The organism is Streptomyces sp. V4I8, assembly GCF_041261225.1.
Taxonomy (GTDB): domain Bacteria; phylum Actinomycetota; class Actinomycetes; order Streptomycetales; family Streptomycetaceae; genus Streptomyces.
Genome location: NZ_JBGCCN010000001.1, coordinates 1,129,750 through 1,154,422, shown reverse-complemented (window position 1 = coordinate 1,154,422; position 24,673 = coordinate 1,129,750). Strand labels below are relative to the sequence as shown.

Below are 24,673 nucleotides of genomic sequence, written 5' to 3'. Positions count from 1 at the left end.
TTGCTTGCTTGCTTGCTTGCTGCGCTGGGCGTGAGGCGGGCTGCCTGCGTCTACTTGGTGAGGTACTTCTCCAGGTCCCCGAGGACCTCGTCGGCCGCGGTGACACCCAGACCCAGGTACCAGGTCTCGTCCGGCACGTCGTACACGTGCCCGGCCTTGACCGCCTTCAGGTTCTTCCACAGCGGGTTGCCCTGCGCGCGGGACTTGTCGGTGGCCTTCGCGTCGCCGTACACGCCGGTGAAGATGTAGTCCGCGTCGGCCTGGTCGATGTTCTCGGCGCTGACCTCGGCGGCCAGGTCCTCGATGTCCTGGTTCTTGGGGCGCGGGATGCCGGTGTCCTTGAGGGTGGTGCCGATGAACGAGGCGTTGGCGTAGAGCCGGATCACCCCGTCGGGCAGGTAACGCACCATCGACACCGTCGGCTTGTCGGCGCCGAGCTTCGCGTCGAGTGCGTCGACCTTCTTGTCGTACGCGGCGAGCTTCGCCTTGGCCTCGGCGGTCTTGTCCAGGGCCGCGGCGTTGAGGAGGTAGTTCTCCTTCCACGTGAAGCCCGGGCGGATGGAGAAGACGGTGGGTGCGATCTGCGACAGCTCGTCGTACTTGTCCGCGGCGCGCAGCTGGCTGCCGAGGATCAGGTCCGGCTTGAGACCGGCGATCGCCTCCAGGTTGAGGTTGTTGATGGTGCCGACGTTCTTCGGGGTGCCGGCATCCTTCTTCAGATAGGAAGGCAGTTCGGGGGAGCCCTCGGTGGGGGCGAGGCCGACCGGCTTGATGCCGAGCGAGACGACGTTGTCGAGCTCGCCGACGTCCAGGACCACGACCCGCTTGGGCTGGGACTTGAGGACGGTCTCGCCCATGGCGTGCTCGATGGTCCGCGGCCACTGGCCCGGCTCCGCGTCGGTGCCCATCTCGGCGGTCTTCTTCGCGGCGGACGCGAAGTCCTTGCCGCCCTTGGCCACGTCTTTCTTGTCGCCGGCTCCGGCTGCCGAACCCGCGTTGTCCGCGCCGTCGTTGGAGCCGCCGCAGGCCGCGAGGGACAGTGCGGCGGCGACGGCAAGAGCGACTGCGGCTGTGCCGCGGCGCCGGTGAAGCATGACAGGGCTCCCTCATGGTGCACAGTGGGTCAGCCGTTAGGCCAGCCTCACCTTATCCAGACGTTCTCCATGTCTCGTACACGGGGTCTGTGTGGTTCCTGTCACGGTCCTGTGATGCGGGCGTGTGCCGTCCTCGGCGCCCTGACCTGCCAGGACGCCGAGGACGGGCCGGCCGGTCGTCAGGCCGGCGAGCAGGCGGAGTCGTTGAGCGTGAAGGCCGCGGGGTTCGGGTTCGTGCCGCCCTTCGTGGCCGTGAAGCCCAGGGTGACCGAGCCCGCAGGGGCGATCGTCGCCGTGTACGACGCGGAGGCGACGCTCACCTGGGCGCCGCTCTGCGTCGCGGTGCCGCCCCACAGGTTGCTGATGCGCTGACTGTCCGGGTAGGTCCAGCGCAGCGTCCAGCCGTTGATCGCCGAGCTGCCGGTGTTGCGGATGACGACCTCGCCCTGGAAGCCGCCGGGCCACTCGTTGGTCACCCGGTAGGCGACACCGCAGGTCGCCGGCGAACCGCCGGACGACGTGGTGACGGCCACCGTGCCGGAGCGCTGCGAGCGGTTGCCGGCGGCGTCGCGTGCGTAGACGGCGAAGGTGTAGGAGGTCTCCGGGGCGAGGCCGGTGACGGTGGCGGAGGTGCCGGTCGTCGTGGTGGCGGCGGTCTCGGTCCCGCTGCCGACGCGGACCACGTCGTAGCCGGTGACGCCGTTCGCGTCGGTGGCGGCGGCCCAGTTCAGGGTGACCGACGAGGACGTCACGGCGGACGCGGTCGGCGTCCCGGGGGCGGTCGGGGGAGTGGTGTCACCGCCGGAGGAGGAGTAGATGTCGGCCTCCTCGGACGTGGCGGCGATGCCGTTCGCGCCGTGGAAGATCCGCTGGCCCCAGGAGCTGAGCCGCGTGGGGTCGAAGTCGATCGCCAGGTCGAGGATCGGGTCGGTGTTGCCGCTCCAGGACCAGGCCAGGTAGCCGAGCCGAAGCTGCTGGGCGACGGCCATCATGGTGTCCTCGTCCGGGTCGCCGTACTGGTCCGGCGGGCCTCCGAACTCGCCGATGAGGAGGGGCAGTCGGGCGTTGACGAAGGCGTTCAGATAGTCCGTGATCTCCTGCGCGGTGTCGTAGACGCTGTACATGTGGATCGAGAAGATCAGGTTGCCGGTGGGGTCCGCGTTGTAGACGGTCTGGGCGTTGGCGCGCATGACGCCCTGCCAGTCCTGGCCCCAGTTGGGCGCGTCCACCATGATCGTGTGGGCGAATCCGGCGCTGCGCAGCTTCTTGACGGCCGCGGTCGTGGGCTCGGTCCAGCCGGCGGGGTTGGTGTTGCCCCAGGGCTCGTTGCCGATGTTGATGATGACGTAGTTCTCCTGGCCGGTGAGCACGTCCTTCAGGCCGATCCAGTAGTCGGCCGCGTGGTCGAGGGTCCCGGCCGCGGCCTCCTCTCCGTAGCCGGTGGTGTCGTGCACCTCCAGCACGCAGATGAGCCGGTTGGCCTTGCACTGCGCGATGACGGCGGCCACGTCCTCGGCGCTGTTCTTGGTCCACCGGTGGCCGTCGGAGAGGACGACGCGGACGGTGTTGGCACCCAGCGCCTTGACGTCGGCCAGCGACTGCGTCTCGCCCGGGTACCAGGTGTGGGCGTGGTTGACGCCACGCATCACGAAGTCGTTCCCGGACGACTCCAGCAGCCGGCCGTTCTGGATGTGGAGGCCGGTGGCCGCTGCCTGGGCGGGCGTGGCGAAGGACAGCAGGGGGACGAGCAGACCCAGGAGGGCGGCCACGACGGCGGCCGCTCGTGGGGTGGTGCGGGTGCGGGATCTCATGGCGGCTCCGTAGGGTGAGAGGGGGTGACGGTGCGTCAGGAGGACGCGGCACGCGCCGTGCACGTGACAGTCGCCGACGGAGCGCCGGCCGTTGCCGGGGCACTGGCGATGAATCCGAAGCTCGCGCTCGCGCCGGGCGCCAACGTGCCGTTCCACGATGCGTTGGTGACCGTGGCGGTGCCGTCGGCGCCGGCGCTGAGGGTGCCGTTCCAGAGCTGGGTGACGCGGGCGCCCTCCGCCGGTACGACCCTCGCGGTCCAGCCCGACAGGGCGGAGGCGGACGCGTTGGTCACCGTCACCTCACCCTGGTAGCCGCCCTGCCAGGAGGAGACGGCACGGAAGGACGCGGTGCAGGCGGGAGGATCACCGGGATCACCGGGATCACCGGGATCACCGGGGTCGCCAGGATCACCAGGGCCCCCCGGGTCCGCTTCTAGGAGGGCGGCCAGAGCGGGATACCAGCGGGCGGCGATCTTCTCGTCACCGGAGGCGCTGGGGTGCACCCCGTCGTACGTGTCGGTGGCCGTGTCGAAGCCCGTCCACTGGTCGACCACGGCGACCGGGGAGCGGACGGTGCTCGCCGCCCTGGCCCAGTCGGGGATCCGTGCGTTGAAGTCGACGACGCGCTGGGCGCAGGCCGCACACTGGCTCGGGTTCATGGGGATGAGCTGCGCGACCAGGACCTTCATGTCCGGGTTGCTCGCCCGCATCTGCTCTACGAGCTTGGTGTAGGCGGCGAGGATGCGGTCGGGGGACACGCTGCTCCACACGTCGTTCGTCCCGAAGTGCATGACAACGATGTCCGGAAGCGTGGCGGCCAGGCGGCCAGGGAGCAGGTTCTGGTCGGCGACATTGGTCACCAACTCGCCACCGTGGCCTTCGTTGTCACCGTCGTGCGCCTGGGCACAGCCTTGGTGGCCGAGGGTGCCGACGAAGTCGATGTCCGTGTGGCCGGTGCTCTGCAGCCTGTTCCAGAGCAGCGCCCGCCAGCAGCCGGGCGAGCCGGTGATCGAGTCGCCCAGCGGCATGATGCGCACGGGGTCCGCTGCGGTCGGAGCGGCTGCGGCGCGCGGAGCGAGCGTCACGCCGACGGGCAGGAGCAAGGTGCCCAACAGGGCGAGCAGCGGGATGATCCGCAAGGGTAAGTGGCGGGTGCCGCGCATGGTGTTCCCTTCTCGGAGTGAGGTGGGAGCGCTCCCACAAAACATGAAGCCACTGTTGTCATTGACGCGTCAAGAGGCGGGAGGCGGGACTGAGATGCTGTCAGTCCGAGCACGGTCCGTTCGAGGAGGCATCCCATGCCCGAGCCGTCCGTCCTTGCCGCGCTGGTGTCCGCGTTGCGAGGTGGATCGATCGAAGTAGTCGACCTCACCTCGCCCTTGTCGTCGGCGACACCGGTGATTCAACTGCCGCCCCAGTTCGGGCAGAGCGCCGTCTTCGAGCTGGAGGAGATCAGCCGGTACGACGACCGGGGCCCGGCCTGGTACTGGAACAACTTCCGCAGCGGCGAGCACACCGGCACCCACTTCGACGCCCCGAACCACTGGGTCACCGGCAAGGACCTCACCGACGTGGCCTCGGTGCCGGCCCGCAGGCTGATCGCACCCGCGGCCGTGCTGGACTTCAGCGCCGAGGTCGCGAAGAACCCCGACTTCCTGGTCGAGGTCGACCACGTGAAGGCCTGGCAAGCGGAGAACGGCCCCTTGCCCGAGGGCGGTTGGCTGTTGCTGCGCACCGGCTGGGACGCCCGTTCGCACTCGCAGGAGGCCTTCCTCAACGCCGACGAGAACGGCCCGCACACCCCCGGTCTGTCGGCGGAGTGCGCCCGCTGGGTCGCCGAGGAGTCGCCGGTGATCGGCCTCGGCGTGGAGACGGTGGGCACGGACGCCGGGCGCGCGCACTCCTTCGAGCCCGCCTATCCCTGCCACTCCTACCTCATGGGCAGCGACAAGTACGGCCTGACGCAGCTCCAGAACCTCGCAGCGCTGCCGCCGACCGGATCCGTCGTCATGGCGGGACCGCTGCCGATCGTCAGCGGCTCCGGGGCTCCGGCGCGCGTGATCGCACTGGTGGAGCGGGGGCGCTCATGAAGGTGGCGGAAGCGGTCGGCCGGGCGCTGTGCGCGGCCGGGGTCGGCCAGGTCTTCGGGGTGGTCGGGTCGGGGAACTTCCACGTCACCAACGCGATGGTCGCGGCGGGGGCGCGGTTCGTCGCGGCCCGCCATGAGGGCGGCGCGGCGACGATGGCCGACGCGTACGCCCGGACCAGCGGCACGGTCGCGGTGGTGAGCGTGCATCAGGGGCCCGGCCTGACGAACGCGATGACCGGCATCGCGGAGGCGGCGAAGAGCCGTACGCCACTCGTCGTGCTGGCGGCCGAGGTGACCGAGTCGAGGTCCAACTTCCACGTCGACCAGGAGGCGTTGGCCCGTGCGGTGGGCGCGGTCCCGGTTCGGGTCACGTCGGCGGAGGAAGCGGTCGAGCAGGCGTGTGTGGCGGTCGGGCTGGCGGTGCGGGAGCGGCGTACCGTGCTGCTCAATCTGCCCCTGCCGGTGCAGGCGCTGGAGGTGCCCGACGGCGCCCTGGCGCACGCGGCGCCACTGCCGCGACGGGTCGCGGTCGAGCCGGACGCGGACGAGGTGGCCGCCCTGTCCCAGCGGCTCGGACAGGCCCGGCGGCCCGTCTTCGTGGCCGGCCGGGGAGCTCGCGGGGCAGGCTGTCGCGAGGCGCTGGAGGCACTCGCCGAGCGGCACGGCGCGCTCCTGGCGACCTCGGCCGTCGCCCACGGGCTCTTTCACGGCAATCCCTGGTCCCTGGGCATCTCCGGCGGCTTCGCCTCACCCTTGGCCGTCGAACTGCTCCAGGGCGCGGACCTGATCGTCGGCTGGGGCTGCGCCCTCAACATGTGGACGATGCGGCACGGCAACCTCATCGGCGCCGACGCCACCGTCGTACAGGTCGACGACGAGCCCTCGGCGCTCGGCGCGCACCGGCCCGTGCACCTCGGTGTCGGCGGGGACGTCCGGCTCACCGCGCGCCGGGTGTTCGAGGCGGGTGCCGCGGACGGGGAGGGCTACCGGATCCCGGAGGTGGGAGCGGCCCTCGCCGCTCGTGTGCGCCTGCGTGACGTGCCGTACGAGGACACGAGCACGCGGGAGCGGATCGACCCGAGGACGCTGAGCATCGCGCTCGACGACATCCTGCCCGCGGAGCGGGTGGTCGGCGTGGACTCCGGGAATTTCATGGGCTACCCGAGCGCGTACCTGTCGGTGCCGGACGAGAAGGGCTTCTGCTTCACGCAGGCGTTCCAGTCGATCGGGCTGGGGCTGGCCACCACGATCGGGGCGGCGCTGGCGCAGCCCGACCGGCTGCCGGTGGCGGCGCTCGGCGACGGCGGGGCGCTGATGGGCGCTGCGGATCTGGACACCGTACGGCGGCTCGGGCTGCCCATGGTGGTCGTCGTGTACGACGACGAGGCCTACGGCGCCGAGGTGCACCACTTCGGTCCCGACGGGCACCCGCTCGACACCGTGCGCTTCCCGCCGACGGACATCGCCGCCGTGGGGCGGGGGTATGGCTTCGAGGCGGTGACCGTGCGGACGCCGGCCGATCTGAAGGCCGTCCGGGACTGGGTCGACGGCCCGCGGTCGGCGCCGTTGCTGGTCGACGCCAAGGTGGTCGCCGATCACGGGTCCTGGTGGCTGGAGGAGGCGTTCCGCGGCCACTGAGAGAGGGAGAAGGCCGAGCGCCGACCCGCCTGTCGGCACCGCATTGCCGGCAGACGGGTCGGCGCTGGCCGGGCGGTTTCAGACCGCCGGTGCCGGGAAGGTCGGGTACTCCACCCCGGAGACGTGCTGGACGACGCGGATGACCTGGCAGGAGTAGCCGAACTCGTTGTCGTACCAGAGGTAGAGGATCGCGTTGTCGCCCTCCACCTTCAGCGCGCCCGCGTCGATGATCGAGGCGTGGCGCGAGCCGATGAAGTCGCTGGAAACCGCGTCGGGGGCCGTGATGAAGTCGATCTGGCGGCGCAGCGGCGAGGTCAGCGACACATCGCGCAGGTAGTCGAGGACCTCCTCGCGGCTGGTCTCGCGGGCGAGCTGGAGGTTCAGGATCGCGATCGAGACGTCGGGCACCGGGACCCGGATCGAGCTGCCGGTGATCCGCGCCTTGAGGTCGGGCAGCGCCTTGGCGACGGCCGAGGCGGCGCCGGTCTCGGTGATGACCATGTTGAGCGGCGCGCTGCGGCCGCGGCGCTCGGACTTGTGGTAGTTGTCCAGCAGGTTCTGGTCGTTGGTGAACGAGTGGACGGTCTCCACGTGGCCGCGCAGGACGCCGTACTTGTCCTCCATCGCCTTCAGCGGCGGGACTATGGCATTCGTGGTGCAGGACGCGCAGGACAGGATCTGCTCGTCCGGCTTGAGGGTGTCGTGGTTGACGCCGTGCACGATGTTGGGGACGTCGCCCTTGCCCGGCGCGGTCAGGACGACCTTGTCGATGCCGGGGCGCAGGTGCGTGGACAGGCCCTCGCGGTCGCGCCACTTGCCGGTGTTGTCGATCAGGATGGCGTTCTTGATGCCGTACGCCGTGTAGTCGACCTCGCTCGGGTCGTTGGCGTAGATCACCTTGATCTCGTTGCCGTTGGCGATGATGGTGCTGTTCGCCTCGTCGACGGTGATCGTGCCCTGGAACTGGCCGTGGATGGAGTCCCGGCGCAGCAGCGAGGCGCGCTTGACGATGTCCTGGTCGCCGCCGCCGCGCACGACCATGGCACGCAGCCGCAGGCCGTTGCCGGAGCCGGACTTCTCGATCAGCAGACGGGCGACGAGGCGGCCGATGCGGCCGAAGCCGTAGAGGACGACGTCGCGTCCCTCGCCGCCCTCGATCTTGTTGGCGCCGGTGGCCCCGGCGACGGCCTCGGCGGTGAACGCCTCCACGGACAGGCCGCGGTCGTCGCTCTTGTACGTCGCGGCCAGCATGCCGATGTCGATCTGCGACGGGCCGAGGTCGAGCGCGGTGAGCGCCTGGAGGAACGGCAGCGTCTCGGTGACCGAGAGCTCCTCACCGGCGATCTGCCGGGCGAACCGGTGCGTCTTGAGGATGCTGACCACCGACTTGTTCACCAGGGAGCGGCTGTGGAGGAGGACGGTGACGTCCCGCTCCCGGTGCAGCTTCCCGATGAGCGGGATCATCGACTCCGCGATCTCCTCGCGGTTCTTCCAGTTGGTGAACGAGTCGTCGTTGACAGTCACGGGCCTATCTTTCGAGCTAGGAGGCGCTCATATGCTAACCATGCGGCGAGACGGGCCTTCACAGGGGGGTCACACGGGGGCAGGATGACCGATATTGTGGTTATTTGCCTGAAATTCGAATCGGGGGAGTGAACGGTGGAGCTGGAGCTGCGCCATCTGCGCGTGCTGTGTGCGATCGCCGACGCGGGGAGCGTGGGCCGCGCCGCGGCGGACCTCGGCTACTCGCAGCCCGCCGTGAGCACCCAACTCCGGCGCATCGAAGGGCACTTCGGCGAGCCGCTGTTCGAGCGCGGACCGACCGGGGTGCGCCCGACTCCGTACGGCGTCGAGGTGGTCGCCCAGGCCCGTGACGTCCTCATCCGTGCCGCCGCGATCGGACGCAGGGAGGCCGCCGGCCCGGCGTCGGCGCGGCGGACCCTGCGCGTGGCGGCGACGAACTCGCCGATGCTCGTCGGCATGATGGCGGGGCTCCGGGCCCGGCTGCCGGACGTCTCGCTCGCGGTGAGCAGCGTGTACGCCTCCTCACGGATCGTGGAACTGCTGGAGGAGGGCACGGTGGACGCGGCCATCGCTGCGGACTACCCCGGCAGGGAGCTGGAGCACTCGGACGCGGTGGCCCATCGCGGGATCGTCACCGAGCCGAACTTCGTGGCCCTGCCGTCCCGCCACCCGCTCGCGCACCGGGCTCAAATCGCCCTGGCGGATCTGGCCGGGGAGGCCTGGTTCCTGACGCCGGACGACGGGGCCGGATGGCCCGGCGTCTTCCACACGGCCTGTGAGGCGGCCGGCTTCACGCCGTCGGCGGTGCACGAATTCCTGGGCGACCGGCTGGAGTTGCAGGGAATGATCGCCGACGGGCTCGGCGTGGCCGTCGTCCAGGCGACGACGCGGCCGATCCCGCAGGTCGTCGTCAAACCGCTGATCGGGACGCCGTTGTGGTGCCGGTACGTTCTCGCCTGGCGGCGTGACGTCGTGACCGAGGCGACGGCCGACGCGATGCTGCAGTCCGCCACCGCCGCATACCGCGAACTCATCGTCCAGTCCCCCCACTTGAGGACGTGGGCGGCCCGTACGTGGAACGTGAGCGGGGCGTAGTAACAGGGCGCGCGGGGCGTTATGGCCGATCGGCGCCATGTGCTATGTCACACGCCATTGTTGGGGCAGTCGAGCGCTGAGACAGTCCACACACGCCTCAGCGCCCGTATCGAGGCGCATCCATCCGTGGAGGACACCAGATGCGCTACCGCTTCGTGCTGCCCGGACACCTGGCAGCCGTGCTCACCGCATGCGTCACCCTCGCCGGCCTGCTGTCGACGCCCGCGCTCTCGGCACCCGCGGCCGGGACCGCCTCGCCCCCCACCACTTCCGGGGAGCGGACACCACCCCCACCCCCGACCGGCTCGACCGCCGACGCTCCCGCCCACCCCGTCGTCCGGGACCGGCAGCGCACCCCGGCCCACCTGCCGCCCCTGGCACCGACGCCCCGGCCCACCCGCCCCGGTACGCAAGCCGTCCCGAAGGCGGCCCCGTGCGGCCCGGCCGACTTCGGGAGCCGTACCGGAGCCGCGCTCGTGGCGTTCGTCAAAGTCTCGACCACCGAGTGCGTCAACACCCTCTTCGCGGTCACCGGCACGGACGCCCGCGCCGTCTTCCGGGAGTCCCAAATGGTCACGGTCGCCGAGGCGTTCACCCGTACGGCACAGCAGTATCGCGGCGACAACTCGGCCCGCATCCAGCAGCTCGTCCTCTTCCTGCGCGCCGGCTACTACGTGCAGTTCAACAACCCCACCGACGTCGGCCCCTACGGCACCCGCCTGGCCCGCAACACCACCAGGGGCCTGGACACCTTCTTCGCCCGTCCGTCCTCCGCGGCCGTCACCGCGGCCAACGGCGACGTGCTGAGCGAGGTCGTCGTCCTCACCGACAGCGCCGACCAGCAGGCCCGCTATCTCAAGGTCTACCGGCGGGTGCTGAACGGATACGACCACTCCTACGACGCCCTCCCCAGCATGCTCGCCGCCGTCAACGCGGTCTACACCCCGCTCTGGCGCGGCAACTGGAACGCGGACTACGTGGGCGCCGTCGCCGCGGACCCGTACATCGTCCGGACCCTCCGCCGGTTCGCGCTCGACCACCTGGACCTGCTCACCACGGACCGCGCGTACCTGGCGTCCAACGCCGGGATGAACCTGGCCCGTTACGTCGAACACCCGGCGCTGCGGAGCACGGTGCGGCCCCTGACCAGGGAGCTGCTGGACGCGTCGCGGATCACCGGTCCCACGGCCGGTCTGTGGGTGGCGGTGGCGACGCAGGCCGAGTACTACGACGGCGCCAACTGCTCCTACTACGGCGTCTGCGACCTGACCGGCCAACTGACCAGGGCCGCCCTGCCGATCACCCACCCCTGCGACGGCACCCACACCATCCGGGCCCAGTCGCTCACCGCGGCCGACCTCGACGCGGCCTGCGCCAGCGTGCTCGGCCAGGACGCGTACGTCCACGACCTCGTCAAGGACGACGGCCCCATACCCGGCCAGTACCTGTCGACCATCGACCTCGTCGTCTTCGCCGGCAGCGCCGACTACCGCACCTACGCCGGGGCGATCTTCGGCATCAGCACGGACAACGGCGGCATGACCCTGATCGGGGACCCGACCGATCCCGCCAACGAGCCGTTCGCGGTCATGTACCAGAAACCCCGGGACGACGGACACGCGGCCCGGATCTGGAACCTCAACCACGAGTACACGCACTATCTCGACGCCCGCCACAACATGAAGGGCGATTTCGCCCAGCAGACCTCGGTACCGGACGTCTGGTGGATCGAGGGAGTGGCCGAGTACGTCTCCTACGGCTATCGGCGCATCACCTACGACCAGGCGATCGCGGAGGCGGGCAAGCACACGTACCGGCTGAGCACGCTGTTCCAGAACACGTACACCAACAGCGACGTGACCCGCACCTATCCGTGGGGCTACCTCGCCGTCCGCTACATGTTCGAGCGTCACCCGGCCGACGTCCACCGCATGCTCGCCCGCTTCCGCGCCGGTGACTACGCGGGCGGACACGCGGTCTACGCCTCCGGCATCGGCACCCGCTACGACGCCGACTTCGACCAGTGGCTGACGGAGTGCGCCGCCGGCGCCTGCGCCGCGTCCAGAGCCGTCAGCCGAGAGCGGTCTCCGGTATCTGCACGCTGATCAGCTCGCCGGTGCGCGGGTCGACGGTCAGGCCGCGTCCCGGGCGGCGGTTGCGCAGCTGGGCGTGGGTCAGGCGGACGCCCAGGACATCGCCCTCCATCAGGCTCTGGGGTCCAGCAGCACGCCCTTGCGCTGCCGCTTGAGCGCGCTCAGCCAGCCCATCGCACCCGCCATCGTGTCGCCCGTGGCCGCGGCGACCACGCCGATGCCGCGCTCCCTGCCGGACTCGACCAGCGCCCGCAGGTCCTGGTCGATGTCCGGCAGGGTCAGCAGGTCGGCATCGTCGACGAGGACCACGCGAGGCCCGCCGTCCGTCCCCACGGCGGCGGCGAACTCCGCTTCCGTGGGCGCCCGGGACGCCAGCAGCCGCACTCCCGGATGCCCCTCCAGGGCGCGCAGCGGCGAGTCCCGGGGGGTGAGGACGACGAGCTGGGTGCCGGAGGCGAGCAGGGAGACCGCGAGACTGGCCAGCGTGGTGCTGCGGCCGGAGCCGGGCGGCCCGGAGACCGCGAACGTCGGCGAGGTCTCCGCGAAGTCCACGCCCACGGGCGCGACCTCGTCGCCGTCCAGCCCGAGCAGTGCCCACATGGGCCGCCGGAACTCCTCGCCCACCTTCTCGTACGCGTCCGTGAAGGCCACCTTCGTGGGCAGCGAGCCGATGCGGAACGGCCGGCGGGCAGCGGGCAGGCCCGCGTCGCGGCGGGTGGCCTCGGCACCGGTCGCGCGTAGCGCCTCCGCCTGCTCCTGCCCGGACGCCCCGGGCCCGAGCAGCGCCACCTGGATCTCGGTGCCGTCGGAGGTCCAGCCCTGACCGGGCCTGATGACGTCGGGCAGTTCCTGCCGGCGCCGGCCCACCGCGTGGTACTCGGTACGTTCGTTGAGCCGCAGCAGCAGCTTGTTGTCGTTGAGCGAGGCGGCCCGCCCCGCCAGCAGGGCGCGCTCGGACGTCGCGACGACATGCAGACCGGAGGCGGCGCCCTCCCGCCGCAGACGGTTCACCTGGTCCATCTGCCGGCCGCCGTTGTGCTCGGCGACCAGGTCGACGAGCGCGTCCCAGCCGTCGATGAGCAGCAGGACGTGCGCCGGGCGGGAGCCGGTGGGGACGATCTCGCGCAGCTCCGCCAGGTTCGCGGCATGATGCTGCGTCAACTGATCCTGGCGGCGCTCCAGTTCGGCGTCGAGCCGGGCGAACAGCCGCTCCAGCCGCTCGGTGTCGCCACGCGGCACCACGGCTCCGCAGTGCGGCAGCACGCCCAGCGCGGACAGCGCGCCGCCCGCGTAGTCGATGCCGTACAGGTGCACGTCGGCGGCCGAGTGGCCGCGGGCCAGTGACCCGGCCAGGGTCCGCAGCACCTGCGACCGCCCGGAGCGCGGGATGCCGATGACGTAGAGGTGGCGCTGTTCGGCGACCGGCTCGGGGACCCGCGCTTCCGTTTCGAGGCCCTCTTGGCGCTCCGCACCCGTGCGCTGAGTCCCGACACCGCCTGAACTCCGGGTGGTTACCAGGGCCGATGATCGGGCGAGTCATGGACTCACCACTCGCGGACCATCTCCAGCAGGTGGTCCCGGACCAGGGCGACATGCGGGTTGCCGGACGAGCCCGGGCGCTGGACGAGGAACGCGGTGTTGATGGGTGGATCGTCCGGGTCGTGCAGCAGGACCAGCGCGCCCGAAGCCAGTTCGGCGGCGCACAGGTAACGGGGGAGCACGCTGAACCCCGTACCGCCCGCCACCGCCGCCTTGACCGCGTTCAGGTCGGGCATGGTGACCGCCGGGTGGCGCACCAGCCGCTTGCCGAAGACATGACGCCAATAACGGCGCACGATCGGCACGTCCTCGGCGTAGGCCACCAGCGGCACGCCGTGCAGCGCGGCGGCTCCGTCGGCCGCGATCCGCGCCGGCCCGCCGACCCGCTCCGCCCAGGAGGGAGCCGAGACCAGCACGAACTCCTCGTCCACCAGCGGCACCGAGGCCAGGGCACGACCACGCGGCCGGTAGGTCGAGAGCACCAGGTCGTAGCGGCCCGACCGTAGTTCCTCCAGGAGCGGTTCGGTCAGGCCGGGCGTGATGCGCAGCCGTACGCCCTTGTCGACCAGGGGCGCGAGGGTGGGCATGACGCGATGGGTGAGCAGCTCCGCCGGACCGGCGAGATGCACCGGCTCCGCCGGGTGGACGTCGGCCGGGCCGCCCGGCCCCGTGACACCGGCGAGGGCGTCCAGCGGCTCGACGATCCGGGAGGCGAGCTCGTCCGCGTAGGGAGCCGGGGCGACGCCGCGCGCCAGACGCTGGAACAGCTCCCGGTCCAGCTGCCGCTCCAGCGTGCGGATCTGTGTGGTGACCGTCGGCTGGGACAGGCCCAGCAGACGGGCGGCGGCGGTGAAGGAGCCGGTGCGGTACACGGCGAGGAACGTGCGCAACAGGTTCAGGTCGACCTGCGCCGCACCGCCGGAGGGGGCTCTCTCCGCGTGGGCCCCCTCCGTCCCCTCATCGGAATCCCTATGTCTCATATGCGTGAGCCTATTGGATTCCTATGGCAGGACATGCGTACGGTCGGTACTCCAGGGAACCCCGCCTCGTGAAAGAGCACCCCATGTCGAAGATCCTGTTCGTGATGACCGGCGCCGACCACTGGACGCTGGCCGACGGCACCAAGCACCCCACCGGCTTCTGGGCCGAGGAGGCGGTCGCCCCGTACGAGGCGTTCAAGGCCGCCGGTCACGAGGTCGTCGTGGCCACGCCGGGCGGTGTGGTACCGCCCGTCGACCAGGGCAGCCTCGCGGCCGAGTACAACGGCGGTCAGGAGAACGCCGACCGGGTCGCCGCCGTCCTCGCCGCGATGACGGAGCTGCGGGAGCCGGCCCGCCTGGAGGACGTCGACCTCGACGACTACGCCGCCGTGTTCTACCCCGGCGGGCACGGGCCCATGGAGGACCTGGCCGTCAACGCCGACTCCGGCAGGCTGCTGACCCTCGCCCTGGACTCCGGCAAGCCGCTGGGAGTCGTCTGCCACGCCCCCGCCGCACTGCTCGCCGCCACCGGGGCGGACGGCGGCAACACCTTCGCCGGTTACCGGGTGGCCGCGTTCACCAACGCCGAGGAGATCCAGGGCGGGCTCGCCGACAAGGCCAAGTGGCTGCTGCAGGACCGGCTCACCGAGGCGGGCGTGCAGGTCCAGGTGGGCGAGCCGTGGGCCCCGAAGGTGGTCGTCGACCGCAACCTGGTCACCGGCCAGAACCCCGCCTCCGCCGCCCCGCTCGCCGTCGAACTGCTGAAGAAGCTGGGCTGAGGCATCGGCGCCGGCCGGCCCGACGACCACTGATCGGCCCGCGTCTTCCCCGGCGGGGTGACCGGTGCGACGATGCCGGGATGATCACCTCCCCGGACTCCTTCGACGACCGCCCCACGGGCCGAAAGCTCAAGGTGGAGACCCACGGCCTCGACGTGATCGCCGACACCGAACGCAAAGGCACACCACGTACCCTGTTCTGGCCCTGGTTCGGCGCCAACGTGTCGATCCTGGGCCTGAGTTACGGTGCCTTCGCGCTCGGTTTCGGGATCTCCTTCTGGCAGGCGCTGGTCGCGGGAGTCGTCGGCATCGTCTTCTCGTTCCTGCTGTGCGGTTTCGTCGCCGTGGCCGGAAAACGGGGCTCCGCGCCGACGATGGTGCTCGGTCGCGCCGCGTACGGGGTGCGCGGCAACCGACTGCCGTCGGTGATCTCCTGGGCCCTCACCGTCGGCTGGGAGACCGTGCTCTGTGCCCTGGCCACCATGGCCACGGCGACCGTGTTCGGGCGGCTCGGCTGGGGCGGCGGCACCGGGACCAAGGTGGTCGCGCTCGTCCTGGTGGGGGCGCTGACCGTCGTCGTCGGCGTGATGGGCTTCGACCTGATCATGCGGCTGCAGACCGTGATCACCGTGGTCACGGGCGTGCTCACCCTCGTCTACGTCGCCCTCGTCGCCGACCACATCCACTGGTCCACCGTCAGCGCCGTACCGGCGGGCTCCGCCCAGGAGTTCATCGGGGCGCTCGTGTTCATGATGACGGGCTTCGGCCTCGGCTGGGTCAACGCGGCCGCCGACTACTCCCGCTATCTGCCGCGCACCGCGTCGAGTCGGGGGGTGATCGCCTGGACGGCCTTCGGCGCCTCATTTGCCCCGCTGACCCTGCTGCTCTTCGGCCTCCTGCTGGCCGCTTCCTCCACCGACCTCAACGCGGCCGTCGCCGCCGACCCGATCGGCGCGCTGACGACGATCCTGCCGACCTGGTTCCTGGTCCCCTTCGCCTTCGTCGCCGTCCTCGGCCTGGTCGGCGGCGCGGTCCTCGACATCTACTCGTCCGGCCTGGCCCTGCTCTCGGCGGGCCTGCGCGTACCCCGCTACGTGGCCGCGCTGGTCGACGGCGTACTGATGATCGCGGGCTCGATCTACATCGTGTTCGTCGCCGACGACTTCCTCGGCCCTTTCATGGGCTTCCTCACCACCCTCGGCGTCCCCATCGCCGCCTGGTGCGGCATCATGCTCGCCGACCTGGCCCTGCGCCGCCGTGACTACGACGAGCCCGACCTCTACCGCCCGACCGGCCGCTACGGCGACGTACCGCTCACCCCGCTGCTCCTGACCCTCACTGCCACCGCCCTCGGCTGGGGCCTGGTCACCAACTCGACGGCGAACTGGCTGGACTGGCAGGGCTATCTGCTCGGCCCCCTGGGCCTCGGCGGCAGGTCCGGAGCCTGGGCCTACGCCAACCTCGGCGTCCTCGCGGCCCTGGCGCTCGGCTTCCTGGGCGCGCTGCTGCTGCGGTCCGGCCGCGTCCGCGAACAGGAGGCGCAGGCACCGAGCGGCACGGCGAACGAAGGGGAGACGGCATGACCACCGGCTTGCTCGTCGTCATCGACATGCAACGTGTCTTCGCCGAGCCCGACAGCCCCTGGGCCGCCCCTCGATTCGCCGAGGCGGCGGCGGGCGTACGACGTCTGCTGCCGGCCTTCGGGGACCGGGTCACGTTCACCCGCTTCGTGGCACCCGGCACACCTGAAGGCGCCTGGCGGGCTTACTACGAGCGGTGGCCCTTCGCCCTGCAGTCTCCCGACGCCCCGCTCTGGCAGCTGACGGATGAGTTCGCCTCCCGCGCCCGGCATGTCCTGGACACCGGCACCTTCGGCAAATGGACCCCGGAGCTGGCCCGACGCGCCGCTCCGGAGGGCCGGCTGGTCCTGGCCGGCGTCAGCACCGACTGCTGTGTCCTGTCGACGGCCCTGGCGGCCGCGGACGCGGGCATCGAGGTGCTGGTCGCCGCCGACGCCTGCGCGGGCGCGGACGACGACACGCACGTGAAGGCGCTGCAGGTGATGGACCTGTACCGGCCGTTGATCCGGGTGACGACGGTCGCCGAGTTGCTGGCGGAGACGGCCTAGTCACGGCTCCGACGTCTCGGACTCCAGCGATGCCCGGGTCGCCGTGCCGTAGACGCCCGAATCGTCCGCGAGGACGACGCGGGTGAGCTGGTAGCTGCGTACCGCGCTCTCGACCGCGCGGTCGTAGTCGCCGTCGGCGGCATCGCCGTAGACGCCGATCTGGCGCAGGCGGAGCTGGAGTTCGACCACCTCCGCTCCCTGGTCGCCGAAGCGCAGGACCGGGGGGCGCCCTTCCGGGGCGCTCGGTTCGGGGGCGGCGGCGCTCGGGGCGGTTCCAGCGCTGGAGGGGGGCGCGGTCGGGGTGGCGGACGCGTCGGTGGGCGTGGGGGAGCTGTCGGTCGGGGTCGTGCCGGGCTCGGGCGTCGAGCTGCCGGACGGCGACGCGGACGAGGTGCCGGACCGGCCCTGGTGGGAGGTGACGTCCCCGGCCGAACCGCCCGGGACGGGAGCCCGTATGCCGTCGGGCAGGGACCCGTCCCGTGACGGGCTGTCATAGGTGAACAGCCCGCCCTGGAAAGCGCCCGCCAGCAGGGCGACCAGGGTGGCGCCCACTCCGGTGATCAGAAGAGTTCGACGCCTGTGCCGGGGACTTTCCGGGGCATCCGCGTCGAGGAGGAGTGCCGGGGCGGACGGCTCCTCCGCAGTGTCCGCGGACGTGAGGAGAACGTCGTCGGAATTCGTCAACTCCCTTGGTTTCCAAGCTACTTCGTCCGCGTCAGCGTCCACGTCAGCGTCCGCATCGGCGTCGTCGCCGAGGTCCACGAACGGCCGTATCCGCACCGGATCGAAGTCCTCCGCGGCCGCCGTCTCCGCCGTACGCGACGCGCGACGGGCGTCGGACGCGACCCGCCCGCAGGAGCAGTCCGGGGTGCCGTCCGATGCTCGGGGCGTGCCGCACTCGGGGCAGACAGGACCGTTCGGTTCACTCACGCGGGATCCCTCTCCGTGCAGATGTTCGGAATTTAAACAGATGGTCTGCACGCAATCTCCATGACCCCGGGATCTGGCGGAGCCAGGCCTTCCGGACGGTCGGGAACCAGCCGCCCGGGCCTACGCGGAACGGCGTGGCGTCCCCGTGGTGGGCCTGTCGACGTGGGCCGTGAACCAGTCGCGGGCCAGTTCGGCGACGGTGGTGAGGGTGCCGGGTTCCTCGAAGAGGTGCGTGGCGCCCGGGACCACGGCGATGCGGTGCTCGCAGTGCATCCGGTCGGCGGCGAGACGGTTGAGACTGAGCACCTGGGTGTCCCGGCTGCCGACGATGAGCAGGGTCGGCGCCCGAAGACGGGTCAGCGCCGCCGGGGTCGCCAGGTCCGGGCGCCCGCCGCGGGAGACGACCGAGCGGACCTCGGAGCCGGACAGCGCGGCCGCTTCCAGCGCGGCGGCGGCTCCGGTACTGGCCCCGAAGTAGGCCACGGGCAGGCCGGTCTCGCCGCGCAGCCACACGGACGCGGCATGCAGTCGGCGGGCCAGCAGGAAGATGTCGAAGACGTTGTGCCGGTCGTGCGCCTCGTCGTCGGTGAGCAGGTCGAGCAGCAGGGTGGCCAGGCCCGCGCGGTTGAGGGCGCCCGCGACGTACTGGTTGCGCGGGCTGTGCCGGCCGCTGCCACTGCCGTGGGCGAACGCCACCGCGGCCTGCGCCCCGTCCGGCACGACCAGGCGGGCGCCCAGCCGGGCTCCGGCGGCCGGGATCCGCACCTCGCGGTCCGGCGGCGCGGCCGCAGCGGGAGCGCTCGGTGCCGGGCGGGCGGCCTCGGCGAGCAGTGCCGTGACCTCGGCGTCCGAGGTCTGGGTGAAGTTCCGGTACCAGGCCCCCACCGAACCGAGCACCTGCGGCGTCTGCGGACACACGACCTCGTCGGCCACCCGCCGCAGCCGGGCGACGCTGCGGACCGGCCCGACCGGCACCGCGAGGACGACCCGGGCCGCGCCCTGGCCCCGTACGACCCGACAGGCCGCCTCGGCGGTGGCGCCCGTGGCCAGCCCGTCGTCCACCACGACCGCAGTGCGTCCGGCGACCGGCAGCGCGGACCGCCCCTGTCGGTAACTCCGCACACGTCGCTCCAGCTCGGCCCGCTCGGCCGCCTCGACGGACTCCCGCTCCGCCGACTCCAGCCCGGCCTCGGCGATCACGTCCCGGTTGACGACGCGGACACCACCCTCGCCGATCGCCCCGAAGCCCCACTCCGGCTGCCGGGGCACGCCCAGCTTGCGCACCACCAGCACATCCAGCGGGGCGCCCAGCCGCCGGGCCACCTCGGCCGCCACGGGCACCCCACCCCGCGGCAGTCCCAGCACCACCACATCCCGGCCACGCAGCTCCGCCAGCCCCTCGGCCAGCAGCCGCCCGGCCCCCCTGCGGTCGTCGTAACGCATACCCGCCTCCCGCGCCCACAAGGACGGGAGCCTGTCCCTTCCCTTCAGGCTACGACTGTTCGCCGCGGCCCCGGCACTTGGCGATATCCGGTCGGTACCCGCACGGCGGTTGCCGTGTTCAATCACTCGTATCGCGTCACGCAGCACGGCACCAACGGACGGCCCCACACGTCAGGAGGCATCGTGATCGCCGCTCCCGAGCCCGGTCTGACCGAACCCGACATCGTCGAACGGGCCCTGAACCTGCGGCCCGTGCTGCTCGAACGCCAGCCGGAGACCGAACGGCTGACGCACTACCCCAAGGACACCCACGACGACTTCCTGCGCGCCGGCTTCTACCGGATCCTCCAGCCGCGCCGGTACGGCGGCTACGAGTTCGGCCTGCCCACCTTCTACCGGGTCGTCACCGAGATCGCCCGCGGCTGCCCCTCGACCGGCTGGGCCCTGTCGCTCACCGCCGCCCACGTCCTCCAGGTCGCCACGCTCTTCGAGGAGAAGGCACAGGACGAGATCTTCGGCGCCGACGGCGACTTCCGCGCCGCGTCCACCGTCGCGCCCATCGGCATCGCCCGGTCCGACGGCGACGGCCATGTCGTCCTCGACGGCACCTGGCCCTACTCCTCCGGTGCCCCCTACTCCACCCACTACGTCGGCCAGACCCTGCGCGCCCCCGACCACCCCGGCGCCCCGCCCGGACCGCCGGTGCTGTTGGTCGCCCCGCGCTCGGTGTGGACGGTGCTCGACGACTGGCACGGCGTCCTCGGCCTGCGCGGCAGCGGCTCCAACAGCATCCACATGGAGCAGGCCCGCATCCCCGCGTACCTCACCCGTGAGGCGAGTCTGCTGGACCTGCCCGTCGAGGGCGGCAGCGTCGGCTCCGCGCTGCACGGCAATCCCATGTACGCCGGGCGGGCGCCCAGCTTCTTCCACGGCGAGCTGGCCGCCATCATGATCGGCACCGCGTACGCCGCCGCCGACGAGTACGCCCGGGTCGTCGCCGACCGCCCCCTCATCCTCGAACCCGACCGCACCCGGGGCGAGCTCCACGACTACCAGCGGCACCTGGGCGAGGCCCTCGGCGTGATCCACACGGCGGAGGCGGCACTGCAGCGCACCGCCGAGGAGTGGATGGAGACCTGCCGGCGCAACGCCACCGGCGACGCCCCCTTCACCACCGCCGAGGACAACCGCCTCGCCCTCATGTTCCTGACCGCCGGCCGTATGACCTGGGACGTCCTCCAGGGCACCCTCTTCCGCACCGCCGGCTCCCGGCACGCGCGCGACGGCGAGCGGATGCAGCGGTACTTCCGGGACGCGGCCACGTACTGGACCCACGTGGGCCCGAGCATGGCCGAGCCCCTGGCCCGCCGGGTCGGCTGCGATCGCATGGGGCTCCCGTCCGAGCACATTCCGTTGATCCCCTGAGCGGCCCGCGAGTGTCCCCGCGCGCTTCTGAGATCCCCTGGACAGTCACAGGAATGCTCCCCTCCGGATCGGGTACGCGAGCAGGACCGCACCGGGGAGGAATCACGCCCCGGGCGGGCCGCACGAACGCCGCTACCAGGGGATCTGTCATGGAGACACCAGCGAACGACAACACCGCCACACCGGCCCGCCGTGCGCTGGACGCACTGGCCGGGAACACCGAGGACATGGCGGCGATGGACACGCTCGCGAGCAGCGACGTCCTCGTCCCCGTGCCCGACGACGCCAACGAACAGGACGCCGCCGACCCGGCCGCCGTGGCACTGCCGGTCATCGAACGGCCGGGCGGCGAGCCGGTCGTGCCGGTCTTCACCTCCGAGCCCGCGATGGCCGAGCTGCTGCCCTACATCTCCCGCTACCGCCTGGTACCGCTGGGCGCACTCGCCTCGCAGTGGCCGGCCGACGACCTGGCGCTGACCATAGACGCCGGCTCCTCACACCCGCTGACCCTGACGTCGGAGGGCGTGCGGACCTTGCTGGCCCGACCCTAGGCGCGATGGACGAGCCAAAGGGGATGAGCGGCACTCGACCGCCGCTCATCCCCTTCGCGCGCTCACAGCGCCTTCCCGGGGTTGAGGATCCCGCGCGGATCGAACGCCTCCTTGAGCCGTCGCTGCACGGCATGCGCCGCCGGCCCGAGCTCGTCGGCCACCCACTGCCGCTTCAGCAGCCCCACCCCGTGCTCCCCGGTCAGCGTCCCGCCCAGCCGCAGCGCCAGCGCGAAGATCTCACCCGCCGCCTCCCACGCGGCCTCCGGCAGCCGGTCCAGGGAGGGGTCCACCACGATGATCGGATGCAGGTTCCCGTCGGCCGCGTGCGCGATGGTGAAGACGGGCACGTCATGGCGTACGGAAATGGCCCGGATCTCCCGCACTGCCTCCGCCAGGCGGGACCGTGGGACCGCGATGTCCTCGATCAACGGGCGTCCCAGCCGCTCCAGCGCCGGAAGCGCAAGCCTGCGCGCGGCGAGCAGGGCCTCCGCCTCCGCCGGGTCCTCGGTGGTCTCCACGCTCGTGGCCGTCGGGGCGAGCAGCCCGGCGACCGCCGCGGCTTCGGCCGCCGCGCCCGCCCCGTCGCAACTCACGACCAACAGCGCCGCGCCCCGCTCCCGCAGCGCCGGGTCGATCGCCCGCAGCACGGGGCCGTCGACCAGCTCCGCCAGCGCCGGCTCGACGCCGGCCCGCCCGATCGCGTACGAGGCCCCCGCGGCCGCCTCGAAGGAGGGGAAGTACGCGGCGAGGGTGGCCGTCGCCACCGGCACCGGCCGCAGCCGCAGGGTCGCCGAGGTGATCACCGCGAGGGTGCCCTCCGAGCCGGTGAGCAGAGCGGTGAGGTCGTATCCGGTGACGCCCTTGACCGTACGACGGCCGGTCCTGAGCACCGTCCCGTCGGCGAGCACCGCCTCCAGACCGAGCACGCTGTCCCTGGTCACCCCGTACTTGGCGCAGCGCAGCCCGCCCGCGTTCGTCGCGATGTTCCCGCCGATCGTGGACAGGGCCGCGCTCGCCGGGTCGGGCGCGTAGCGCAGGCCGTGCTCACCGGCCGCCCGGTCCAGGTCGGCGGTGATCACCCCGGGTTCGACGACTGCGAGCTGGTCGTCCGCCGACAGTTCCAGCACGCGGTTCATCCCCGACAGGTCCAGGACCAGCGACCCCTGCGATGCCGTCGCCCCGCCCGACAGCCCGGTGCCCGCACCGCGCGGCACCACCGGGACCCGCAACGCGTGCGCGTGCCGCAGCGTCACCGTCACGTCCTCGGTGCGTCGGGCGCGCACGACGGCCAGTGGTTCGCCGCGCGGCCGGGTGCCGGAGCGGTCGGTGGCGTGCGCGGCCAGCACGGCCGGGTCGGTGGTCAGCCGGTCCGGGGGCAGATCGCGGGCCAGCAGGCCCAGGAACCGGCCGGACACGGTGGTCTCGGGTGCTGCCGTCATGGAGTGAGTGCCTTCGTTCCGATCGCGAGCAGGGAGATGTCCTCCTGGGGAGCGTGCACCGGCGCGCACTGGATGTCGCGGAAGTGCCGCTCCAGCGGGTTGCCGCGGGCCAGCCCCGGGTTGCCCAGCAGTCGTACGGCCAGCTCGACGGCTCGCACGCCGTGCCGGTCGGCGAGGACGCGGGCGCCCAGGGCCCGTTCGGGGGAGTACGCGGTGTCTTCCGCGTCGAGCTTGGCGGCACCGTCGAACACCAGTTGCTCCGCGGTCGCGAGCAGCACCTCGATCTCCCCGGCGGTGCGGCGGAAACGTTCTGTCCGGGCCACCGGATGACCGAGGTTGGCGGGCACGCGCTGCCGGGCGAAGGCGTGGAAGTACGCCTGGGCGGCGCGGGCGACGCCCAGGTACAGGGCGGCGAGCGGGACATGGAGGGCCGCGCCCGCCCGGTTGTCCTGCTCGGCGGCCGGACCGTGCGCGGTGATCCCGATGACGTGCTCATAGGGGACCTCCACCTCGTGGAACGTCACGTCGTGGCTGCCGCTGGCACGCAGCCCCAAGTGGTCCCAGCGGCCCGTGATCTCGATGCCCGGGGAGCCGCCCGGCACCAGGAAGGTGCCCACCCGCGGATCCGGTTCGTCGGTGTGCGCCCACACCAGGAACCAGTCCAGCCCCTCGGCGCCCGTCACGAACCGCTTGGCGCCGCTGACCGCCCACCCGTCGGCCGTCCGCCGCGCCCGGGTGGCGGGCAGACCGCCCCGTGCGGGGGAGCCCAACTCGGGCTCCACGCGCGCGTGGTTGATCAGGACCGGGCGCGCGAAGGACTCCTTGACGACACGGGCGTAGAGCTCCTCCGGCCAGTGCGGCTGGGTGGCCTGCCGGGCATGGGTGTTGAGGGTCATCGCCGTGATCAGCGCGACCGACGGGTCCTGCCGCCCCAGCGAGTGGAGGATCCGGGCGGTCCTCTCGACGCCCCCGCCCCGGCCGCCGTACCGCTCGCCGATCGTCGCGGTGAGCAGTCCCGCCTCGTGCGCGATCCGCAGGGACTCGGCGGGGAAGGCGGCCGAACGGTCGTACTCGGCGGCCAGTTCGGCGATGCGCTCGGTCACGGTGCCTTCTTCAGGTCGGCGTTCAGGGTGGTGCTCCAGAACGACTTCACGTCCAAGTGCTCCTTCAGCGCGCCGAGTTCGGCGAAGACGTCGGCGACCTTCTGCTGCGAGGCGATGGTGTCGTCGCCGACCGTCCGCGCCTGGGTCGGGCGCTGGGCCTGGGCGTCGACGAGGTCCTTCTTCGCCTGGGCGAGGGGCTGGTGGGTGGCGTCGGCGGTGATCTTCGCGAAGCCGTCCAGGTGGCCGTCGCGGACGTAGGCGTACGCCTTGCTGATCCGCGCGATCAGGTCGGCCACAGCCGCCCGTTGGTCCGGGCTCTCCAGCACGCTGTCCCGCGCCGACCAGAGGAAGTTCCCGGACAGGATGTCCTCGCCCGAGCCGACCGTGGTCGCGCCCTGCTGGTGGGCGGTGATGATCGACGTGCCGTACGACGCGAAGGCGTCGATGCTGCCGCCGTTCAGCGCGGCCAGCCCGTCGTTCGGCAGGAGCGGTTTGGCGTCCACGTCGGACCACTTCAGGCCCGCCTGCTGGAGCAGTTGGTAGAGGAAGTAGTGGGCGGTGGTGTTCTGGACGTAGCCGACCTTCCTGCCCTTCAGGCCGGTGATGTCGGTGACCTTCGAGCCCTTGGGGACGACCACCTCCTGGTTCAGGGTGGCCCCGCGCTGCACGGCGACGACCTTGAAGTTCGGTGAGCCGTCGGCGGCGGCGAAGACCGGCGGGATCTCGCTGGAGGAGGCGAGGTCAAGGGCTCCGGCCCGGATGGCCTGGAGCTGCTGGTCACCGCCCTGGAACTGGCTCCACTTCACCTCGTACGGGGTGTCGTCGAGGCCGGCGTACTTCAGGACGGCCTCCTCGGTCTTCCAGCCGGTGGCGCCGACTCTCAGGGTGACCGAGTCCACCGAGGAAGGGGACTCCGCCTCGGCCTCGGCTCCGCAGGCCGTCGCGAACGGCAGGAGCAGGGCGAGTACGGCGGCGGACGTGCGCGGGAAACGGCGGAACAACACGGGATCTC

General features: G+C 71.8%; 21 protein-coding genes. 9 read left to right on the top strand and 12 right to left on the bottom strand.

The window, feature by feature from the left end:
- Positions 1-50: 50 nt before the first annotated feature.
- From ABIE67_RS05295 to ABIE67_RS05285, 3 genes are all read right to left on the bottom strand, one after another.
- On the bottom strand, positions 51-1,094 hold the full coding sequence (locus ABIE67_RS05295) for an ABC transporter substrate-binding protein (RefSeq protein WP_370253943.1): 1,044 nt from the start codon (positions 1,092-1,094) through the stop codon (positions 51-53).
- A 179-nt stretch (positions 1,095-1,273) separates the two neighbouring features.
- Positions 1,274-2,905, bottom strand: coding sequence for a cellulase family glycosylhydrolase (locus ABIE67_RS05290; protein WP_370253939.1), 1,632 nt, complete (start codon positions 2,903-2,905; stop codon positions 1,274-1,276).
- A 35-nt stretch (positions 2,906-2,940) separates the two neighbouring features.
- Positions 2,941-4,068 (bottom strand): GDSL-type esterase/lipase family protein, encoded by a 1,128-nt coding sequence (locus ABIE67_RS05285; protein WP_370253935.1) that lies wholly within the window; start codon positions 4,066-4,068, stop codon positions 2,941-2,943.
- A 135-nt stretch (positions 4,069-4,203) separates the two neighbouring features.
- Here ABIE67_RS05285 and ABIE67_RS05280 point away from each other — a divergent pair, with 135 nt between their 5' ends.
- Together ABIE67_RS05280 and ABIE67_RS05275 are read left to right on the top strand one after the other, a co-directional pair.
- Complete coding sequence (locus tag ABIE67_RS05280; protein ID WP_370253931.1) at positions 4,204-4,995, top strand: cyclase family protein; 792 nt, start codon at positions 4,204-4,206, stop codon at positions 4,993-4,995.
- On the top strand, positions 4,992-6,632 hold the full coding sequence (locus ABIE67_RS05275) for a thiamine pyrophosphate-binding protein (protein ID WP_370253926.1): 1,641 nt from the start codon (positions 4,992-4,994) through the stop codon (positions 6,630-6,632). The genes ABIE67_RS05280 and ABIE67_RS05275 overlap by 4 nt, the downstream gene beginning before the upstream one ends.
- Before the next feature lie 78 nt (positions 6,633-6,710).
- Here ABIE67_RS05275 and ABIE67_RS05270 read toward each other — a convergent pair whose 3' ends face one another.
- Positions 6,711-8,156 (bottom strand): glyceraldehyde-3-phosphate dehydrogenase, encoded by a 1,446-nt coding sequence (locus tag ABIE67_RS05270; protein WP_370253922.1) that lies wholly within the window; start codon positions 8,154-8,156, stop codon positions 6,711-6,713.
- Between the two features lie 135 nt (positions 8,157-8,291).
- On the opposite strand from ABIE67_RS05270, the gene ABIE67_RS05265 reads away from it, so the two are divergent.
- Positions 8,292-9,251 carry a LysR family transcriptional regulator gene (locus ABIE67_RS05265; protein WP_370253918.1) on the top strand — a complete coding sequence of 320 codons (960 nt, stop codon included), beginning with the start codon at positions 8,292-8,294 and terminating at the stop codon, positions 9,249-9,251.
- Between the two features lie 140 nt (positions 9,252-9,391).
- Positions 9,392-11,356: a collagenase gene (locus ABIE67_RS05260; RefSeq protein ID WP_370253916.1), complete on the top strand. Its 1,965-nt coding sequence runs from the start codon at positions 9,392-9,394 to the stop codon at positions 11,354-11,356.
- On the opposite strand, the gene ABIE67_RS05255 is transcribed toward ABIE67_RS05260, so the two are convergent.
- From ABIE67_RS05255 to ABIE67_RS05245, 3 genes are all read right to left on the bottom strand, one after another.
- Positions 11,322-11,456: a hypothetical protein gene (locus tag ABIE67_RS05255; protein ID WP_370253912.1), complete on the bottom strand. Its 135-nt coding sequence runs from the start codon at positions 11,454-11,456 to the stop codon at positions 11,322-11,324. The genes ABIE67_RS05260 and ABIE67_RS05255 overlap by 35 nt on opposite strands.
- On the bottom strand, positions 11,456-12,709 hold the full coding sequence (locus tag ABIE67_RS05250; protein WP_370253909.1) for an FtsK/SpoIIIE domain-containing protein: 1,254 nt from the start codon (positions 12,707-12,709) through the stop codon (positions 11,456-11,458). The genes ABIE67_RS05255 and ABIE67_RS05250 overlap by 1 nt, the downstream gene beginning before the upstream one ends.
- A 179-nt stretch (positions 12,710-12,888) precedes the next feature.
- Entirely contained in the window at positions 12,889-13,863 is a 975-nt protein-coding gene (locus ABIE67_RS05245) for a LysR family transcriptional regulator (protein WP_370253905.1), read from the bottom strand.
- Positions 13,864-13,946: 83 nt separating this feature from the next.
- On the opposite strand from ABIE67_RS05245, the gene ABIE67_RS05240 reads away from it, so the two are divergent.
- The 3 genes from ABIE67_RS05240 (at position 13,947) to ABIE67_RS05230 (ending at position 16,770) form a co-directional block, all read left to right on the top strand.
- Positions 13,947-14,642 carry a type 1 glutamine amidotransferase domain-containing protein gene (locus tag ABIE67_RS05240; RefSeq protein WP_370253901.1) on the top strand — a complete coding sequence of 232 codons (696 nt, stop codon included), beginning with the start codon at positions 13,947-13,949 and terminating at the stop codon, positions 14,640-14,642.
- A gap of 80 nt (positions 14,643-14,722) precedes the next feature.
- A complete protein-coding gene (locus ABIE67_RS05235; RefSeq protein WP_370253897.1) occupies positions 14,723-16,225 on the top strand; it encodes a cytosine permease in 1,503 nt (500 codons plus the stop codon).
- The gene (locus tag ABIE67_RS05230) at positions 16,222-16,770 is read left to right on the top strand and encodes a cysteine hydrolase family protein (RefSeq protein WP_370253893.1); all 549 of its coding nucleotides are present in this window, start codon (positions 16,222-16,224) and stop codon (positions 16,768-16,770) included. Before ABIE67_RS05235 ends, ABIE67_RS05230 begins: the two co-directional genes overlap by 4 nt.
- Here the strand turns inward: ABIE67_RS05230 and ABIE67_RS05225 are convergent, their stop codons facing one another.
- Positions 16,771-17,700, bottom strand: coding sequence for a peptidoglycan-binding protein (locus ABIE67_RS05225; RefSeq protein WP_370253889.1), 930 nt, complete (start codon positions 17,698-17,700; stop codon positions 16,771-16,773).
- 120 nt (positions 17,701-17,820) lie between these two features.
- Positions 17,821-19,143: a phosphoribosyltransferase family protein gene (locus ABIE67_RS05220; protein ID WP_370253884.1), complete on the bottom strand. Its 1,323-nt coding sequence runs from the start codon at positions 19,141-19,143 to the stop codon at positions 17,821-17,823.
- A 183-nt stretch (positions 19,144-19,326) separates the two neighbouring features.
- On the opposite strand from ABIE67_RS05220, the gene ABIE67_RS05215 reads away from it, so the two are divergent.
- The gene (locus ABIE67_RS05215; RefSeq protein ID WP_370253881.1) at positions 19,327-20,568 is read left to right on the top strand and encodes an acyl-CoA dehydrogenase family protein; all 1,242 of its coding nucleotides are present in this window, start codon (positions 19,327-19,329) and stop codon (positions 20,566-20,568) included.
- A gap of 149 nt (positions 20,569-20,717) precedes the next feature.
- Positions 20,718-21,119, top strand: coding sequence for an SseB family protein (locus tag ABIE67_RS05210; protein WP_370253878.1), 402 nt, complete (start codon positions 20,718-20,720; stop codon positions 21,117-21,119).
- 62 nt (positions 21,120-21,181) lie between these two features.
- Here the strand turns inward: ABIE67_RS05210 and ABIE67_RS05205 are convergent, their stop codons facing one another.
- The 3 genes from ABIE67_RS05205 to ABIE67_RS05195 are packed head-to-tail and all read right to left on the bottom strand — an operon-like array spanning position 21,182 to position 24,665.
- Positions 21,182-22,558, bottom strand: coding sequence for an FAD-binding oxidoreductase (locus ABIE67_RS05205; RefSeq protein WP_370253874.1), 1,377 nt, complete (start codon positions 22,556-22,558; stop codon positions 21,182-21,184).
- A complete protein-coding gene (locus ABIE67_RS05200) occupies positions 22,555-23,661 on the bottom strand; it encodes an acyl-CoA dehydrogenase family protein (protein ID WP_370253871.1) in 1,107 nt (368 codons plus the stop codon). Before ABIE67_RS05200 ends, ABIE67_RS05205 begins: the two co-directional genes overlap by 4 nt.
- Positions 23,658-24,665, bottom strand: coding sequence for an ABC transporter substrate-binding protein (locus ABIE67_RS05195; protein WP_370253868.1), 1,008 nt, complete (start codon positions 24,663-24,665; stop codon positions 23,658-23,660). The genes ABIE67_RS05200 and ABIE67_RS05195 overlap by 4 nt, the downstream gene beginning before the upstream one ends.
- Between the last annotated feature and the right edge of the window lie 8 nt (positions 24,666-24,673).

Bases quoted from the DNA above. Each gene is read 5' to 3' on its own strand.
- ABIE67_RS05295 (WP_370253943.1), bottom strand. From the start codon at position 1,094: ATGCTTCACCGGCGCCGCGGCACAGCCGCAGTCGCTCTTGCCGTCGCC.
- ABIE67_RS05290 (WP_370253939.1), bottom strand. From the start codon at position 2,905: ATGAGATCCCGCACCCGCACCACCCCACGAGCGGCCGCCGTCGTGGCC.
- ABIE67_RS05285 (WP_370253935.1), bottom strand. From the start codon at position 4,068: ATGCGCGGCACCCGCCACTTACCCTTGCGGATCATCCCGCTGCTCGCC.
- ABIE67_RS05280 (WP_370253931.1), top strand. From the start codon at position 4,204: ATGCCCGAGCCGTCCGTCCTTGCCGCGCTGGTGTCCGCGTTGCGAGGT.
- ABIE67_RS05275 (WP_370253926.1), top strand. From the start codon at position 4,992: ATGAAGGTGGCGGAAGCGGTCGGCCGGGCGCTGTGCGCGGCCGGGGTC.
- ABIE67_RS05260 (WP_370253916.1), top strand. From the start codon at position 9,392: ATGCGCTACCGCTTCGTGCTGCCCGGACACCTGGCAGCCGTGCTCACC.
- ABIE67_RS05255 (WP_370253912.1), bottom strand. From the start codon at position 11,456: ATGGAGGGCGATGTCCTGGGCGTCCGCCTGACCCACGCCCAGCTGCGC.
- ABIE67_RS05245 (WP_370253905.1), bottom strand. From the start codon at position 13,863: ATGAGACATAGGGATTCCGATGAGGGGACGGAGGGGGCCCACGCGGAG.
- ABIE67_RS05240 (WP_370253901.1), top strand. From the start codon at position 13,947: ATGTCGAAGATCCTGTTCGTGATGACCGGCGCCGACCACTGGACGCTG.
- ABIE67_RS05235 (WP_370253897.1), top strand. From the start codon at position 14,723: ATGATCACCTCCCCGGACTCCTTCGACGACCGCCCCACGGGCCGAAAG.
- ABIE67_RS05230 (WP_370253893.1), top strand. From the start codon at position 16,222: ATGACCACCGGCTTGCTCGTCGTCATCGACATGCAACGTGTCTTCGCC.
- ABIE67_RS05220 (WP_370253884.1), bottom strand. From the start codon at position 19,143: ATGCGTTACGACGACCGCAGGGGGGCCGGGCGGCTGCTGGCCGAGGGG.
- ABIE67_RS05210 (WP_370253878.1), top strand. From the start codon at position 20,718: ATGGAGACACCAGCGAACGACAACACCGCCACACCGGCCCGCCGTGCG.
- ABIE67_RS05205 (WP_370253874.1), bottom strand. From the start codon at position 22,558: ATGACGGCAGCACCCGAGACCACCGTGTCCGGCCGGTTCCTGGGCCTG.